This is a genomic window from Rhodococcus sp. NPDC059968 (genome assembly GCF_042738615.1).
Taxonomy (GTDB): domain Bacteria; phylum Actinomycetota; class Actinomycetes; order Mycobacteriales; family Mycobacteriaceae; genus Rhodococcus_F.
Genome location: NZ_JBHWUE010000002.1, coordinates 79,479 through 93,956 on the forward strand (window position 1 = coordinate 79,479; position 14,478 = coordinate 93,956).

Here is a 14,478-nt window from a genome sequence, read left to right on the forward strand (position 1 = left end):
GTTTCGGATGACGCGGGTGCCCCGGCCCGGTGCGATAGTCAGCGCAGAGCGAATTCGACTGTGAATGGAGCGCTGCAATGGACTCTTTCTGGGACTTTCTCTGGGTGATCATCGTCACGTTCGGCTTCGTGGCCTACCTGATCCTGCTGTTCTCCATCATCACCGACCTGTTCCGCGACCATAAGACGTCGGGCTGGGCGAAGGCCATCTGGATCATCTTCCTGTTCTTCGTCCCGCTGCTGACCGCGCTCGTGTATCTGATCGTCAAGAGCGACGGCATGGCCCAGCGGTCGATGGCGGCCGCGCAGGAGGTGAAGCAGGCGCAGGACAGCTACATCCGTTCCGTGGCGGGCAAGTCCTCGGCCGAGCAGATCGCGGACGCGAAGGCCCTGCTCGATGCAGGCACCATCACTCAGGCGGAGTACGACACGCTGAAGGCGAAGGCGCTGAGCAGCTGAGCACCCGATCCACCGGAAGGCCCGCTCACCCGGCGGGCCTTCTTCCGTTTCCGGCCCGCTCAGTCCGCGATCCGTGCCGCGACGTCCCGGAACGCCTGCAGCACCGTGGCCACCGCGGGAACGTCGTCGGCTGCCGGCCGCCGGGCCAGCTCGTAGATGCGGGCCGCCCGCACACCCGAGAGCGGCAGCTGAACCACCGCGCGGCTGGTCACCGCATGACGGGCCAGCAGGGCCACCCCGTGACCGCCGGCGACGAGTTCCTCGATGACACGGAAGTCGTTGATGCGCATCACCACATGCGGCTGCACACCGGTCGCGGCGGCCACCGACATCAGCACGTCGTCGACGGGGAACCCGCCGCGCACACTGATCCACCGCTCGTCCGCCAACTGGTCCGGACGCACCGCATCCTGTCCGGCGAGCGGATGGCCGGGCGGCAGGATGAGGTCGATGGGTTCGCGCATCAGCGGTTCGGCCGTCACCCGCGGCGAGGACGTGTCCGGGGCCCGCTCGTCGCGATGCGTCAGCACCACGTCGTAATCGGCGAGCAGGGTGGGCACCGCGGCGGCGGGCAGGTCCTCGTCGCGCGCCTGCACGTCCACCCCACTGCCCGCGAGCGCGTCCAGCAGTCCGGGCAGCAGCAGCGCGGCACCGGACGGGAACAGCGCCACCCGCACCCGGCCGCGCGGCGAACCGCGGTAGGCGCTCATCTCCGCGGCCGCACGGTCCAGGGCGGCCACGACGTCGTCGGCGCGGACGACGAGGGCCTGACCGGCATCCGTCAGCCGCAGCCGGCGTCCGGCGGGTTCGAGCAGGATCACCCCGGCCTCCCGCGAGAGGATCTTGAGCTGTTGCGACACCGCCGACGGCGTCATCGACAACGCCTCCGCGGTCGCCGCCACCGTCCCGCGGTCCGCCAGCTCGCGCAGCACGCGCAACCGGGTCGCATCCATGTAGCAAAACTACATCGATGATGCACTTTAATGCGCTTGTCCTGATTGTTTCCGGCCCTCACGATGGAATGCATGACCTCCCGCGACCGGCTGCTCGGACTCACCGTCGTCGTCCTGTGGGGGCTCAACTTCCTCGCCATTCGCGCGGGCCTCGATCACTTCCCGCCGTTCTTCTTCGCCGCGCTGCGATTCTTCGTCATCGCGATCCCGGTGATCCTGTTCGTTCCCCGGCCGCAGGTCCCGCTGAAGTGGCTGCTGGTGTACGGCCTCGGGTTCGGCGTCGGCCAGTTCGCATTCCTGTTCTGGGCCATGCACGTCGGCATGCCCACCGGGCTGGCGTCGCTGGTCCTGCAGTCCTCGGCGCCGTTCACCGTGGTCCTCGGCGCGGTCCTGCTACGGGAGCGGCTGCGGCCGACGCAGGTGTGCGGACTGCTGGTGGCGATGGCCGGAATGACACTCATCGGCTGGGACCGCGCCCAGCACGCCGCGCTGCTGCCGGTGGCCCTGACGTTGCTCGCGGGACTGTCGTGGGCGCTGGGCAACATCGGCAACCGCAAGGCCGCGTCGGACCAGCCGATGCGGCTGATGCTGTGGATGTGCGTCATTCCGCCGCTGCCGATGCTGGCGCTGTCGCTGGGCGTCGAGGGTCCCTCGGCGGGCTGGGACTCCCTGACGTCGTCGCTGGAGGGCAACGGCCCGCTCGCGCTCGCAGGCCTCGCCTACATCGTGATTCTCGGCACGGTCGCGGGCTCGGGTCTGTGGACGGCCCTCCTCAGCCGCTACCCCGCCGGGATGGTCGCGCCGTTCTCCCTGCTGGTTCCCATCGTCGGGATCGGGGCGTCCTGGCTGGTGCTGCACGAGGAGCCGAGCGTCCTGTCGCTGATCGGCGGGGCCGTCGTCATCGCCGGCGCCGCCGCCACCCAGGTGCGCGGCAAGGTGCGTCCGAGCACACTTTCGCACTCACCTGCCCCTGCGCGAGTCGGCGTCTGACCGGACCCTGTGCAAAACTCGCGGAGTGAGTACTGGAACTGGGATCACGACGCGTGGCAAGGTCGCCCTGCGCGCAGCGGCGACGGCCTCCTGGGCGTCGCAGAAGGCGGGCCGCGGCAAGGGCTCGATGATCGGCGGCCTGATCGCCCTGAAGATCGACCCGACGCTGATGGAGCAGCTGGGCGCCGGCCGGCGCACCGCGGTGATCACCGGCACCAACGGTAAGTCCACCACCACCCGGATGACGGCGGCGGCGCTCTCCACGCTCGGTGAGGTCGCGACACAGGCCGACGGCGCCAACATGGACGCCGGCATCGTCGCGGCACTGAGCACCCGCGTCCACGCGCCCCTCGCCGCCCTCGAGGTCGACGAACTCCACGTCCCGCACGTCAGTGACGCCGTCAATCCCGAGGCCCTGGTTCTGCTCAACCTCAGCCGCGACCAGCTCGACCGCGTCGGCGAGATCAACATGATCGAACGCAAACTCCGCGCCTGCGTCGCCGCGCACCCGGAGTCCGTCGTGATCGCCAACTGCGATGACGTCCTCGTCACCTCGGTGGCCTACGACGCGAAGAACGTCATCTGGGTGGCCGCCGGCGGCGGGTGGGCCAGCGACGCCGCCAGCTGTCCGCGCACCGGCGAACCCATCGTCTGGGAGGGCTCGCACTGGCGCAGCACGGGTTCCGACTTCGCGCGCCCAACCCCCAACTGGTGGCTCGACGACGAAAACCTGTACGGGCCCGACGGTCTGAAGATCCCGATGACCCTCGCCCTGCCCGGGCGCGCCAACCGCGGCAACGCCGCGCAGGCCGTCGCCGCGGCGGTCGCGATGGGCGCGAAGGCGGACGACGCAGTCGCCGCGGCGTCCACCGTCCAGGAGGTCGCGGGCCGCTACAGCACCGTCGAGGTCGGGTCGCACTCCGTGCACATGCTGCTCGCCAAGAATCCCGCCGGCTGGCAGGAAGCGCTGTCGATGATCGACCCGACCGTCGACGGACTCGTGATCGCCGTCAACGGGCAGGTTCCCGACGGCGAGGACCTGTCCTGGCTGTGGGACGTGCGGTTCGAGCACTTCGAGGGCGTCAAGGTGGTGGCCGCCGGCGAACGCGGCACCGACCTGGCCGTCCGCCTCACCTACGCCGGCGTCGAGCACACGCTCGACCCGAACCCGTTGCGGGCCATCGCATCCTGCCCACCCGGCCGCGTCGAGGTGCTCGCCAACTACACCGCCTTCCGCGACCTGAACACCGCCATCGCGAAGGAGGCGCGCAATGCCTGACTCGACCGTACGCATCGGCCTGGTGCTGCCCGACGTGATGGGCACCTACGGCGACGGCGGCAACGCCCTGATCCTCCGGCAGCGACTGCGCATGCGCGGATACGACGCGGAGATCGTCGAGATCACGCTGAACGACCCGGTCCCGGAGTCCCTCGACGTCTACACGCTCGGTGGAGCCGAGGACTCGGCGCAGCGCCTCGCCACCCGGCACCTCGCCAAGCACCCCGGACTGCAGAAGGCCGCCGAACGCGGCGCCCCCGTCCTGGCGATCTGCGCCGCGATCCAGGTGCTCGGCAACTGGTACGAGACGTCGAGCGGCGAACGCGTCGACGGCGTCTCGATGCTCGACGTCACCACGTCCCCGCAGCCGACGCGTTCCATCGGTGAAGTGATCACGACACCACAGATGGACGGATTGACGCAGCCGCTCACGGGGTTCGAAAACCACCGCGGCGGAACCACACTCGGCGCCGACGCCCGCGGCCTCGCCCGGGTCACGCACGGCGTCGGCAACGGCGTCGGGGACGGACTCGAAGGCGTCGTCCAGGGTTCCGTGATCGGCACGTACATGCACGGACCCGCGCTCGCCCGCAACCCCGAACTCGCCGACCTGCTCCTGAAGCGGGCACTGGGCGTCGACGAACTCGCCCCCCTCGACCTGCCCGAGGTCGCACAGCTGCGCCGGGAGCGCCTGCGCGTCTAGGCATGTGAGTGGCAAAGCGTCGCCCCGCACTCTTTCTCACTCACCTGCGCACGTGAGTGAGAAAGAGTGGCCGGGCACTCTTTCTCACTCACGTGGGCAGGCCGGACAGCGACGCGACGCATCGGCCCAGCCTTCGCGGACCAACACCCGGCGCACTTCCTCGAATACCCCGCAGGGGTCGCGGGTCGTCTCCTCCCACCCATAGACCAGCCGTGGACGGTCGGCGAGCTCCGCCGCGTTGTCGCGCCGACGGTCACGGAAACGGGACTGTTGCGCGCTGTGATACTGCTGCCCGTCGAGCCGGACGATCAGCGGCACACCCCTGGGGCTGTAATCGACGTCCTCGTACAGAATCCGGCCGTCCACGACGTGCGGCATCTGACGTTTCCCGCTCGGCAGCCCGTGCGCCCGTTCGACGTCGACTGCGTAGCGATGTTCGAGGGCCGATTGAACGCCGTCGCCGAGCAGCATCACGGCGTCGGCGATGTCGGTCGCATACCGGTGTGGACGCCGGACCTCGAGTTTCCGCCGGAGCACCTCGACGTGGACCTTGCCACTGGTAGCGGCCTCGACGAATCGCAGGGCCGCCTCCCGCGGGGTGGCCTCGGACACCGCAAGGTCGATCACCGTGTCGGCCAACGATGTCCGTGGCCGGCGAAACGGGACCCAGATGTGCTCGAACGCGCGGGACCGATGGACCACGACGCCACCGTGAACGAGTGCGTTGCTTGCCGAGGTCGGGCGCGGACCTCCGGGTGCGCGGACCGTCGGCCTCTGATTCACGGCCGAGCAGTTGTAAGGGACGGTGATGTGGACCGGCGCCGACGGGTCGTCGACGCGGAGCATTCCCCACTCCTCGGCCGCGGTCCGGTGACTCAGGATCGCCCGGCCGCCGTACAGGAGTGCGGCGGAGAGGGCCATCGGGCGGGTGAGTGGACCGTTGGTGACCGCGATGGCGCGCGGCAGCACCCGCAACCACTGGCCGGACACCACACGATGCCGGAGTGCGGTGGCACTGACGCCGTGCGCCTGGAGCTGTGCCGTGGTGACGACGCCGTCCTGGGCGTCGAGAATGGCCTGCCATGAGTCGTGTTCCATGCCCGGAACGGTGTCGGCCCGCCCCGACAGGAACCGCCCCTTTCAACCACGTTTTCCACAGCCTGTGGATAACCCATGTGAGTGCCAATGTGCATTCGGGTACACATCGGCACTCACATGCCGGACGCAACCGAAGGGTTGCAGAACGACAGAAAGAGTGCAACCATGGAGTTGCACATCAACCGTCGTCGAAAAAGGTGGCCCACCATGGACGCATCGAGCAGCATCACCCGGACAGTTGTCGTGAACGCCCCGAGATCGGCGGTGTGGGCGGCGATCACGGATCCCGACAAGATCAGCCAGTGGTTCGGGCAGCGCACGTCGCTCGACCTCAGCGTCGGCGGCAAGGCCGCCTTCACCTGGGACGAGCACGGCACCGCCCGCGCCGTCGTCACGGAGGTCGACGAACCGAACGCCTTCGGCTTCCGCTGGGCCGCCGACATCGACGCCGACCCGGTGGTCGGCAACTCCACCCTGGTGCGGTTCACGCTGTCCGAGCACGCCGCCGGCACCGAACTGACCGTCGTCGAGACCGGGTTCGACACCCTCGACCGCGACGTCGCCGACCAGAAGCGGGCCCGCGAGGGCAACGTCCAGGGCTGGCACGCCGAACTCGACGAACTGGTCGCGTACCTGCACGGCGTGAAGGCATGACGGTGGGCACGTACGCCGAACTGGCCTCGGTGTTCGCGGCGCTGTCCGACGAGACCCGCTGGGAGATTCTGACCGAACTCGGCCGGGCCGACCAGTCGGCGTCGTCGCTCGCCACCCGGCTTCCGGTGTCGAGGCAGGCCATCGCGAAGCATCTGAATGCGCTGCAGGCCTGCGGGCTGGTGGAGTCGGTGAAGGTGGGCCGCGAGATCCGCTACCGCGCGCTGGGCGCAGAGCTCAACAAGACGGCGCGAACCCTGGAACGGATCGGCGCCGAGTGGGATCGCCGCCTGGCCGCCATCAAGCAGATCGCGGAATCGATGGAGGAGTAAAGCCCCCAGACAGGGGTTCGGCCGGGAATGCTTCTGCATTCTCGGCCGGATCTCTGCTTCTCGAGTTTTCTCTGCTCACAGGTACATTTCCTCGATCCGCATCACTGACGATACACGCGAGTGATCTACGTCACAAGAGGTTCCAGCGGAGTTTTCTTCGTCCGATCGTGTCCCGGCATCGCGAGGGAGACCGCGAACACCAGGACCGCAAGGACCGCGCACACCCCGTAGGCCAACGAGAATCCGGCAGCCGAGGCGACACCACCCACCATGCTCGCCGCCAGGACGGTCGCGACCACCGCGCTGCACATCGTGGTGCCCATCGTCCGCAAAAGCACGTTGACACCGTTGGCCGCAGCCATCTGCGTGGACGGCACGGCCCGGACGATCAGCATCGGCAGCGTGCTGTACACCAGGGCGGTGCCGACGGCCGCGACACCGAGCGCGGCGATCACCATCCACAACTCCTTGTGCGGCACGGTGTGCAGCGCGTAGCCGAGGACGAGACAGATCGCGCCCGACAGGATCGTCACCTTCGACCCGTAGCGTTCGGACACCCGGGCCCCTACCTGTGCGAAGACGATCATCGACAGGCTGGTCGGCAGCTGGCACACCGCGGCCTGGAGGATCGTCAGGCCGTAACCGGCGTCCCCGCGGGGCGCCTGAAGCAGCTGGGTGGTGATGAGGGCATTTCCGTAGAACGCGAAACCGACGAGCAGCGCCATGACGTGCGGCAGCAGCACCGACCGTCGCGCAGACACCCGCAGGTCCACCAGCGGGTTCCGGTTGCGTAGCTGCTGATATCCCCACAGCGCGAACAGGAACACCGCGGACGCGAACATGCCCAGCACAGCGGGACTACCCCAGCCCCACGAGCTGCCCTGGGTGATCGGGACGAGCAGGCAGACGAGGGCCGCGGTCAGACCGACGGCGCCGACCCCGTCGAATCGTCCGCCCGACCGCACCTCGGACTCGCGGATGAACAGCACCGCGGCCGTGGTGACCGCGAGCCCGATTCCCGCGATGACCCAGAAGAGGACGTGCCAGTTGGAGTACTCGGCGACGGAGGCCGCGAACGGCAGTCCGAGCGCTGTGCCGATCCCGAGGGTCGAGCTCATCATGGCGATCGCGCCGTTGACCTTCTCCCGCGGCAATTCGTCGCGGAGGATCGAGATTCCGACCGGGATGACGGCGGCGCCTGCCCCCTGCAGTCCCCGCGCGAAGATCAGGAACGCGATGTCGGACGTCACAGCGCAGATCAACGCTCCGAGCGTCATGAAGACGAAGGCGACGAGGAGCATCCGCTTCTTGCCGAACATGTCGGCAAGCCTGCCGAAGATCGGGGTGACGACCGCACCGACCAGGAGGGTGGTGGTGATCAGCCACGACACCGACGTCTGACTCGCGCCGGTGAACGTCGGCATGCTGGGCAGGAGGGGCACCATGACCGTCTGCAGGACGGCCTGGAACACGCCCGCGAACGCGAGAATCGGGAAGAGGTAACGCGATCCGCCGGCAGAGTCCGGCGGTGCGACCGGCTGATTGGCAAGCACCGACAGTGGGCGCGGCAACGAGATCGTCAAGCGTCACCCCTTGCACAGCTGGTAAATGGTTGTTCACCACATTAGGTGAACAATCATTTACCCCGCAAGCCGGACAATCCGCCCTCAGCCGTCGAGCAACTCCTGCACCAGCGGGGCGTAGTGCGCCACCACCTCTTCCGGGGTGCCCGTCGCGTGCTCCTGCATCATCTTGCGACGCATGACGGCGAGACCCGTCAGCATCGACATCACCAGTTCGGCGCGCAACCGGGCATCCGGACCGGGCAGTCGTTCGGCCAACGCGTCGATCATCTGCGTCGAATAGTTGGCGCGCAGCTTGCGGCTGCTCTCCTCGCTCGGCCCGCTCATGAACAGGATGTTCAGCGACAGCGGCTTGTACGGTTCGAGCGGCCGCGCGAACATCGACACCATCCGCTCACCGAGACCGTCCAGCGGACCGCTGAACACGACCTCCGCGGCCGCACGGAAATCGACGAGCGCATCGAACAACTGCTCCTTCGACCCGAAGTACTTGATGATCAGGGGTGCGCTGACCCCGGCGTCCTCGGCAATGTCCTTGAGCGTGATCTCCCGGTACGGACGCGTCGCGAACGCCCGGCCCGCAGCGTCGACGATCAGCGACCGCGACTGCTCGGCCGTCCGCTTCACCGGCGCGGCAGTACCCTGATCCGACGTCACAGCGTGCGTCTCCCCGACAACGCCCTGCCCAGCGTGAGCTCGTCGGCGAACTCGAGGTCGCCGCCCATCGGCAGACCCGACGCGAGCCGGCTGACCGTCAACCCGGGAAAGTCCCGAAGCATCCGCACCAGATACGTCGCGGTTGCCTCCCCCTCCGTGTTGGGGTCGGTCGCGATGATCACCTCGGAGACGTCGACGCCGTCCTCCTGATTGCCGATGCGCGCGAGCAACTCCCGGATACGGAGCTGATCGGGGCCCACTCCGGACAGCGGATCGAGCGCCCCGCCCAGCACGTGATAGCGGCCCTTGAACTCGCGTGTGCGCTCGACGGCCTGGACGTCTTTCGGCTCCTCGACCACACAGATCACCGTGCGGTCACGGCGCGGATCGGCACAGATGCGGCAGTGCTCCTTGTCGGAGACCGTGCCGCACACCACACAGAACTGGACGCCGTCGCGCACCCGCTGCAGCGCATTCTTGAGCCGGTCGATCTCCGGCGGTTCGACGCTGAGCAGGTGGAACGCGATGCGCTGTGCGCTCTTCGGCCCGACGCCGGGCAGCTTGCCGAGCTCGTCGATCAGATCCTGAACCGGACCTTCGTACACGCCGCGCCTCTAGAAACCGGGAAGACCGGGCAGGCCTCCCCCACCGAATCCACCGGCGAGCGGACCGAGCTTCTGCGCCGCGATCTCCTGCGCCTTGTTCGACGCGTCCTCGATCGCACCGATCACGAGGTCCTGCAGAGTCTCCACATCGTCGGGATCGACGACCTTCGGATCGATCTTCAGACCGACCACTTCACCTGTCCCCTTGACCGTCGCGGTCACGAGTCCGCCACCGGCCTGCCCGGTGACCTCGGCCTCGGCCATCTCCTGCTGAGCGGCCATCAGCTGCTGCTGCATCTGCTGTGCCTGCGCGAGGAGCTGCGACATGTCGGGTTGTCCACCTGGTTGCACTGACGTGGTCCTTTCTGCTGTTTCCCCTGCCAGAGTAGACCGTGACCGTCAGTGCGGTCCGGCGCCGACGCCGTCGTGGGACTCACGCCGACGGCGCCGGAGCGAACCGGCGTCGCGTCAGGCGAGTTCGCGCTCGAGGTTCGCCAGCACCTGCGCCTGAATCTTCTTCAGACCCAGCGGGGCGAACGTCTTCTCGAAGAAGCCGCCGATGCCGCCCGCGCCCTTCCACTCGCTGGACGTGGTGACCGTCGAACCGCTGCCGCTCGGGGCCACGACCCAGGTGGTGACGAGCGACGAGTTCGCGTCCGTCTCGGTGATCGTGTTGCCCGCCACGGTGACCGTGGCCTTGATGTCGCGGGACCGCTTCTCGGTGGCCTTCAACGTCCACTGCGCGACGGTGCCGCCGCCCTGCCCGCCCTCGAGGACGCGGTAGTCCAGGTACTGCTCCGAGAGGATGCGCGGACGCACCGTCTCGTAGTCCGTCAAAGCCGCGAGCGCCTTCTCCGGTGTGGCTGCGACGGTGATCGAACTGCTCGCGCTGACCTGGCCCACTGTTCTGACTCCTCTTGTACGATTTGTACGAAACTGCTTCCTCCTCCCATCCTGCCTTCCGTCCGCGAGTCCGGGCGATGACGTGGCAATCTATTGTGAGGTAGCTCACTTCGACGTGGTCACGACCCGCACATTGATGAGACATTTGTGTGAATCTTCGGTCGACCGCGCCGATATGCGTGGCCTGAACCCGCGGAGAGGGATAGCGTCAGGGTGTGGCTGCCTCTTCGGTTGAACTACTGAAAAGCATGCGGGAGGGTGGACGCCCCTTCCGTGCGCATCGCACTCTGCCCGTCACCGGGATCGACGCTCACCGCGCCGGCGTCGAACGGCTTCTCGCGTCCTACCGCGCGATTCCCACGGACGCCACCGTGCGACTCGCGAAGAAGACGTCCAACCTGTTCCGCGCGCGGGCCCAGACCAGCGCGCCCGGCCTCGACGTCTCCGGCCTCGGCGGAGTCATCTCGGTAGACCCCCAGGCCCGGACCGCGGATGTCGCCGGAATGTGCACGTACGAGGACCTGGTGGACGCCACCCTGCCGTACGGGCTGGCGCCGCTGGTGGTTCCGCAGCTCAAGACCATCACGCTCGGCGGCGCGGTCACCGGTCTCGGCATCGAGTCGACGTCGTTCCGCAACGGGCTCCCCCACGAATCGGTCCTCGAGATCGACGTCCTGACCGGCAGCGGCGACATCGTCACCGCGACACCGGAAGGCGAGAACTCCGACCTGTTCTGGGGATTCCCCAACTCCTACGGAACCCTCGGCTACTCCACACGACTGCGCATCCAGCTCGAGCCCGTCAAACGGTATGTGGCACTGCGCCATCTGCGTTTCGACTCCCTGGACGAGCTGCAGTCGGCGATGGATCGCATCGTCTCCGAACGCGTCCACGACGGCATCACCGTCGACTACCTGGACGGCGTCGTGTTCACCGCGAGCGAAAGTTATCTGACGCTGGGCCATCAGACCGACGAGGGCGGCCCCGTCAGCGACTACACCGGCCAGAACATCTTCTACCGGTCCATCCAGCACAGTTCCGTGAACCACCCCAAAACGGACAAACTCACCATCCGAGACTACCTGTGGCGCTGGGACACCGACTGGTTCTGGTGCTCGCGCGCCTTCGGCGCCCAGAACCCCACCATCCGCCGCCTGTGGCCGAAGAACCTCCTCCGCAGCAGCTTCTACTGGAAGCTCATCGCCCTCGACCACAAGTACGACATCGGCGACCGACTCGAGAAGCGCAAGGGCAACCCGCCGCGCGAACGCGTCGTGCAGGACGTCGAAGTGCCCATCGAGCGCACCGCGGACTTCGTCCGCTGGTTCCTCGACGAGATCCCGATCGAACCGCTGTGGCTGTGCCCGTTGCGGTTGCGTGAACCCGCCCCCGCCGGCGCGTCCGCACAACGCCCCTGGCCCCTGTACCCCCTCGAACCGAAACGCACGTACGTGAACATCGGATTCTGGTCGTCGGTGCCCATCGTCCCGGGCCGACCCGAGGGGGCAGCGAATCGGCTGATCGAGGACAAGGTCAGCGACTTCGACGGACACAAGTCCCTCTACTCCGATTCGTACTATTCACGAGAAGACTTCGAACGCCTCTACTACGGCGGCGATCGATACACGGAACTGAAAAAACGCTACGACCCGAAATCACGATTACTGGACCTTTTCTCCAAGGCGGTGCAACGTCGATGACAACCCTGAAAGCTTCACACTCCCAAGACCACAAGCTGACCATCGCAGAGATTCTCGAAATTCTGTCCGACGGCATGCTCCCCCTGCGGTTCTCCGCCTACGACGGCAGCGCCGCCGGCCCGGAGGACGCCCCCTACGGACTCCACCTCAAGACGACCCGGGGCACCACCTACCTGGCGACCGCCCCCGGCGACCTCGGCATGGCCCGGGCCTACGTGTCCGGCGACCTCGAGGCCCGCGGCGTCCACCCCGGCGACCCGTACGAGATCCTCCGCGTCATGGGCGACGAACTACACTTCCGTCGTCCGTCCGCACTTACGCTCGCCGCCATCACGCGCTCACTCGGCTGGGATCTGCTGCGCCCCATCGCCCCTCCCCCGCAGGAGCATCTCCCTCGGTGGCGTCGAGTCGCGGAAGGGTTGCGGCACTCCAAGTCCCGCGACGCCGAAGTCATCCACCACCACTACGACGTCTCGAACACCTTCTACGAGTACGTCCTCGGCCCGTCCATGACGTACACGTGCGCGTGCTACGACAACACCGAGCAGACCCTCGAAGAGGCGCAGGACAACAAGTACCGCCTCGTCTTCGAGAAGCTCGGCCTCCAGCCCGGCGACCGACTGCTCGACATCGGTTGCGGCTGGGGATCGATGGTCCGGTACGCCGCCCGCCGCGGCGTCAAGGTCATCGGCGCCACCCTGTCCCGCGAACAGGCCGAATGGGCACAGAAGGCCATCGCCGAAGAAGGACTGTCCGACCTCGCCGAGGTCCGGTTCTCCGACTACCGCGACGTCCCCGAGACCGGATTCGACGCCATCTCCTCGATCGGCCTGACCGAGCACATCGGCGTCGGCAACTACCCCGCCTACTTCGGCCTGCTGCAGAGCAAGCTCCGCGAGGGCGGCCGGCTGCTGAACCACTGCATCACCCGGCCCGACAACCAGAGTCAGGCGCGCGCAGGCGGCTTCATCGACCGGTACGTCTTCCCCGACGGCGAACTCACCGGCTCCGGACGCATCATCACCGAAATCCAGAACGTCGGACTCGAGGTGCGGCACGAGGAGAACCTGCGCGAGCACTACGCACTCACCCTCGCCGGATGGTGCCAGAACCTCGTCGACAACTGGGACGCCTGCGTCGCCGAGGTCGGCGAAGGTACCGCACGTGTGTGGGGTCTCTACATGGCCGGGTCGCGACTGGGCTTCGAACGCAACGTCGTTCAGCTGCACCAGGTCCTCGCCGTCAAGCTCGGCCCCAAGGGCGAGGCGCATGTCCCGCTGCGTCCGTGGTGGCAGTAGGCGGCTCCGCCGCCCGTGCGCCTTTTTGGTAGCTAGGACAACCAGAAAGGCGCACAGGCCCGGCAGGGGTTTTCGCCGGGCCTGATCCACCCCTCCCTCACCAGCACGGTCTCCACTTCGCCGGCCACCACGCAGGGGTTCTTCGTCACCTCGTCGAACCCGTAGACGAGTCGCGGACGCCCCTGCAGTTCCGCGGCGTTATCACGTCGACGGTCCCGGAACGCGACCTCCGCCATGGCATGCGCGCGGCGACCGTCGAGTCGCACGATGAGCGGCACACCGTGATCGGTGTAGTCGCAGTCCTCGAACAGGGTGCGCCCGTCCACGACCACCGGCGACTGCCGCCGAGCCCGGGGAAGCCCGTGCGCGTCCTCGACATCGATCGCGTAGCGGTATTCGAGCACCGACTGGACGCCGTCGGCGAGCAGTCGCACCGCATCCACAAGCGCCTTGCCGTAACGACGCGGTCGTCGCTCCTCCATGCGTCGCCGGATGTCGCGCAGTGGGATCCGGGCACTGGTCACGAGAGCGATGAGCCGGGTGTAGGCGTCCCGTGCCGTGGGCTCGGCGATCGCGAGGTCGAGTGCAGTGTCGGCTCGCGTCGTGCGAGGCGGATCCGTGTCGACGGCAATGTAATCGTGGGCCCTCGACCTGTGCACCACGACACCGGGATGCAGCGGTGAGGACAGAGCGATCGGATTACCCGGCTTACGCGACGGACGCATGCCCGTCTCACTCTGGCACCGCGACGACTTCCCGTAGGGCACCGTGATGTGGATCGGCTCGCCGTCGCGGCGAGGGACCATCCCCCATTCCTCCGCGGCGGTGATGTGGCTGAGCATCGAATGGCCGCCGCCGTAGAGGAGAGCGGCGGACAGGATCATGTCCCGGGTCAACGGGCCGTTGGTGACGGCATAGACGCCTTGGAGGACACGGCGCCACTGCCCCGAGTCCAGGAGATGACGAACCCTCCCCCGGGAGAAGCCGAACGGCTCGAGTTGGGACTGCGTGACGATCCCGAACTGGGTGTCGACTAGGCGCTGAAAGTCGTGGAGATCGATGTCGGTCATACGGCGCATCGTCCGATGCGCATCCGACTCCGATGCCGACAAAAACGCGGTTATCCACGATGCCTGTGGATAACCGCGAAGTTGTGGATAACCCGCCCCGTGGGCCGTTTTTGTTGTTTGAGCAAACAAAAAAGCGCACCGGCGGCGGGGCCCCCCAATTAATCCACCCCCGCCGGGGGTATGGCGCACCCGAAATAG

16 protein-coding genes are annotated in these 14,478 nt (G+C 67.5%); 8 read left to right on the forward strand and 8 right to left on the reverse strand.

Annotation, left to right across the window (positions count from 1 at the left end; genetic code table 11):
- The first annotated feature begins 77 nt into the window (after positions 1-77).
- Positions 78-458 (forward strand): SHOCT domain-containing protein, encoded by a 381-nt coding sequence (locus tag ACFWAY_RS02895; protein ID WP_378450709.1) that lies wholly within the window; start codon positions 78-80, stop codon positions 456-458.
- 59 nt (positions 459-517) lie between these two features.
- Here ACFWAY_RS02895 and ACFWAY_RS02900 read toward each other — a convergent pair whose 3' ends face one another.
- Positions 518-1,411 (reverse strand): LysR family transcriptional regulator, encoded by an 894-nt coding sequence (locus ACFWAY_RS02900; RefSeq protein ID WP_378450710.1) that lies wholly within the window; start codon positions 1,409-1,411, stop codon positions 518-520.
- Between the two features lie 72 nt (positions 1,412-1,483).
- Here ACFWAY_RS02900 and ACFWAY_RS02905 point away from each other — a divergent pair, with 72 nt between their 5' ends.
- The 3 genes from ACFWAY_RS02905 to ACFWAY_RS02915 are packed head-to-tail and all read left to right on the forward strand — an operon-like array spanning position 1,484 to position 4,383.
- Positions 1,484-2,401, forward strand: coding sequence for an EamA family transporter (locus tag ACFWAY_RS02905; protein WP_378450711.1), 918 nt, complete (start codon positions 1,484-1,486; stop codon positions 2,399-2,401).
- 25 nt (positions 2,402-2,426) lie between these two features.
- Positions 2,427-3,680: a MurT ligase domain-containing protein gene (locus tag ACFWAY_RS02910; RefSeq protein WP_378450712.1), complete on the forward strand. Its 1,254-nt coding sequence runs from the start codon at positions 2,427-2,429 to the stop codon at positions 3,678-3,680.
- A complete protein-coding gene (locus ACFWAY_RS02915; RefSeq protein WP_378450713.1) occupies positions 3,673-4,383 on the forward strand; it encodes a type 1 glutamine amidotransferase in 711 nt (236 codons plus the stop codon). The genes ACFWAY_RS02910 and ACFWAY_RS02915 overlap by 8 nt, the downstream gene beginning before the upstream one ends.
- A gap of 84 nt (positions 4,384-4,467) precedes the next feature.
- On the opposite strand, the gene ACFWAY_RS02920 is transcribed toward ACFWAY_RS02915, so the two are convergent.
- Complete coding sequence (locus ACFWAY_RS02920) at positions 4,468-5,481, reverse strand: type IV toxin-antitoxin system AbiEi family antitoxin domain-containing protein (protein ID WP_378509768.1); 1,014 nt, start codon at positions 5,479-5,481, stop codon at positions 4,468-4,470.
- Between the two features lie 207 nt (positions 5,482-5,688).
- Here ACFWAY_RS02920 and ACFWAY_RS02925 point away from each other — a divergent pair, with 207 nt between their 5' ends.
- Both ACFWAY_RS02925 and ACFWAY_RS02930 read left to right on the forward strand, forming a co-directional pair.
- Complete coding sequence (locus tag ACFWAY_RS02925) at positions 5,689-6,135, forward strand: SRPBCC family protein (protein WP_378450715.1); 447 nt, start codon at positions 5,689-5,691, stop codon at positions 6,133-6,135.
- The gene (locus tag ACFWAY_RS02930) at positions 6,132-6,464 is read left to right on the forward strand and encodes a metalloregulator ArsR/SmtB family transcription factor (RefSeq protein ID WP_005248640.1); all 333 of its coding nucleotides are present in this window, start codon (positions 6,132-6,134) and stop codon (positions 6,462-6,464) included. Before ACFWAY_RS02925 ends, ACFWAY_RS02930 begins: the two co-directional genes overlap by 4 nt.
- A gap of 125 nt (positions 6,465-6,589) precedes the next feature.
- Here the strand turns inward: ACFWAY_RS02930 and ACFWAY_RS02935 are convergent, their stop codons facing one another.
- The 5 genes from ACFWAY_RS02935 to ACFWAY_RS02955 form a co-directional block, all read right to left on the reverse strand.
- Positions 6,590-8,047, reverse strand: coding sequence for an MFS transporter (locus tag ACFWAY_RS02935; RefSeq protein WP_378450716.1), 1,458 nt, complete (start codon positions 8,045-8,047; stop codon positions 6,590-6,592).
- Positions 8,048-8,131: 84 nt separating this feature from the next.
- Positions 8,132-8,704, reverse strand: a complete 573-nt coding sequence (locus ACFWAY_RS02940) for a TetR family transcriptional regulator (protein WP_378509769.1) — start codon at positions 8,702-8,704, stop codon at positions 8,132-8,134.
- Positions 8,701-9,309 (reverse strand): recombination mediator RecR, encoded by a 609-nt coding sequence (gene recR / locus ACFWAY_RS02945; RefSeq protein ID WP_005248644.1) that lies wholly within the window; start codon positions 9,307-9,309, stop codon positions 8,701-8,703. The genes ACFWAY_RS02940 and recR overlap by 4 nt, the downstream gene beginning before the upstream one ends.
- A 9-nt stretch (positions 9,310-9,318) precedes the next feature.
- Positions 9,319-9,636 (reverse strand): YbaB/EbfC family nucleoid-associated protein, encoded by a 318-nt coding sequence (locus ACFWAY_RS02950; protein WP_005253373.1) that lies wholly within the window; start codon positions 9,634-9,636, stop codon positions 9,319-9,321.
- Between the two features lie 141 nt (positions 9,637-9,777).
- Positions 9,778-10,212, reverse strand: coding sequence for an SRPBCC family protein (locus tag ACFWAY_RS02955; RefSeq protein ID WP_378450718.1), 435 nt, complete (start codon positions 10,210-10,212; stop codon positions 9,778-9,780).
- 248 nt (positions 10,213-10,460) lie between these two features.
- Between ACFWAY_RS02955 and ACFWAY_RS02960 the strand changes: the two genes are divergently transcribed.
- Together ACFWAY_RS02960 and ACFWAY_RS02965 are read left to right on the forward strand one after the other, a co-directional pair.
- On the forward strand, positions 10,461-11,912 hold the full coding sequence (locus tag ACFWAY_RS02960) for an FAD-binding oxidoreductase (protein ID WP_378450869.1): 1,452 nt from the start codon (positions 10,461-10,463) through the stop codon (positions 11,910-11,912).
- Positions 11,909-13,210, forward strand: a complete 1,302-nt coding sequence (locus ACFWAY_RS02965) for a class I SAM-dependent methyltransferase (protein ID WP_378450719.1) — start codon at positions 11,909-11,911, stop codon at positions 13,208-13,210. Before ACFWAY_RS02960 ends, ACFWAY_RS02965 begins: the two co-directional genes overlap by 4 nt.
- A gap of 32 nt (positions 13,211-13,242) precedes the next feature.
- Here the strand turns inward: ACFWAY_RS02965 and ACFWAY_RS02970 are convergent, their stop codons facing one another.
- A complete protein-coding gene (locus tag ACFWAY_RS02970; protein WP_378509770.1) occupies positions 13,243-14,280 on the reverse strand; it encodes a type IV toxin-antitoxin system AbiEi family antitoxin domain-containing protein in 1,038 nt (345 codons plus the stop codon).
- Positions 14,281-14,478 lie beyond the last annotated feature (198 nt).

Excerpts from the sequence above, each read along its gene's own strand:
- ACFWAY_RS02920 (WP_378509768.1), bottom strand. The coding sequence starts at position 5,481 with ATGGAACACGACTCATGGCAGGCCATTCTCGACGCCCAGGACGGCGTC.
- ACFWAY_RS02950 (WP_005253373.1), bottom strand. The coding sequence starts at position 9,636 with ATGTCGCAGCTCCTCGCGCAGGCACAGCAGATGCAGCAGCAGCTGATG.
- ACFWAY_RS02895 (WP_378450709.1), top strand. The coding sequence starts at position 78 with ATGGACTCTTTCTGGGACTTTCTCTGGGTGATCATCGTCACGTTCGGC.
- ACFWAY_RS02925 (WP_378450715.1), top strand. The coding sequence starts at position 5,689 with ATGGACGCATCGAGCAGCATCACCCGGACAGTTGTCGTGAACGCCCCG.
- ACFWAY_RS02930 (WP_005248640.1), top strand. The coding sequence starts at position 6,132 with ATGACGGTGGGCACGTACGCCGAACTGGCCTCGGTGTTCGCGGCGCTG.
- ACFWAY_RS02905 (WP_378450711.1), top strand. The coding sequence starts at position 1,484 with ATGACCTCCCGCGACCGGCTGCTCGGACTCACCGTCGTCGTCCTGTGG.
- ACFWAY_RS02960 (WP_378450869.1), top strand. The coding sequence starts at position 10,461 with ATGCGGGAGGGTGGACGCCCCTTCCGTGCGCATCGCACTCTGCCCGTC.
- ACFWAY_RS02900 (WP_378450710.1), bottom strand. The coding sequence starts at position 1,411 with ATGGATGCGACCCGGTTGCGCGTGCTGCGCGAGCTGGCGGACCGCGGG.
- ACFWAY_RS02965 (WP_378450719.1), top strand. The coding sequence starts at position 11,909 with ATGACAACCCTGAAAGCTTCACACTCCCAAGACCACAAGCTGACCATC.
- ACFWAY_RS02915 (WP_378450713.1), top strand. The coding sequence starts at position 3,673 with ATGCCTGACTCGACCGTACGCATCGGCCTGGTGCTGCCCGACGTGATG.
- ACFWAY_RS02970 (WP_378509770.1), bottom strand. The coding sequence starts at position 14,280 with ATGACCGACATCGATCTCCACGACTTTCAGCGCCTAGTCGACACCCAG.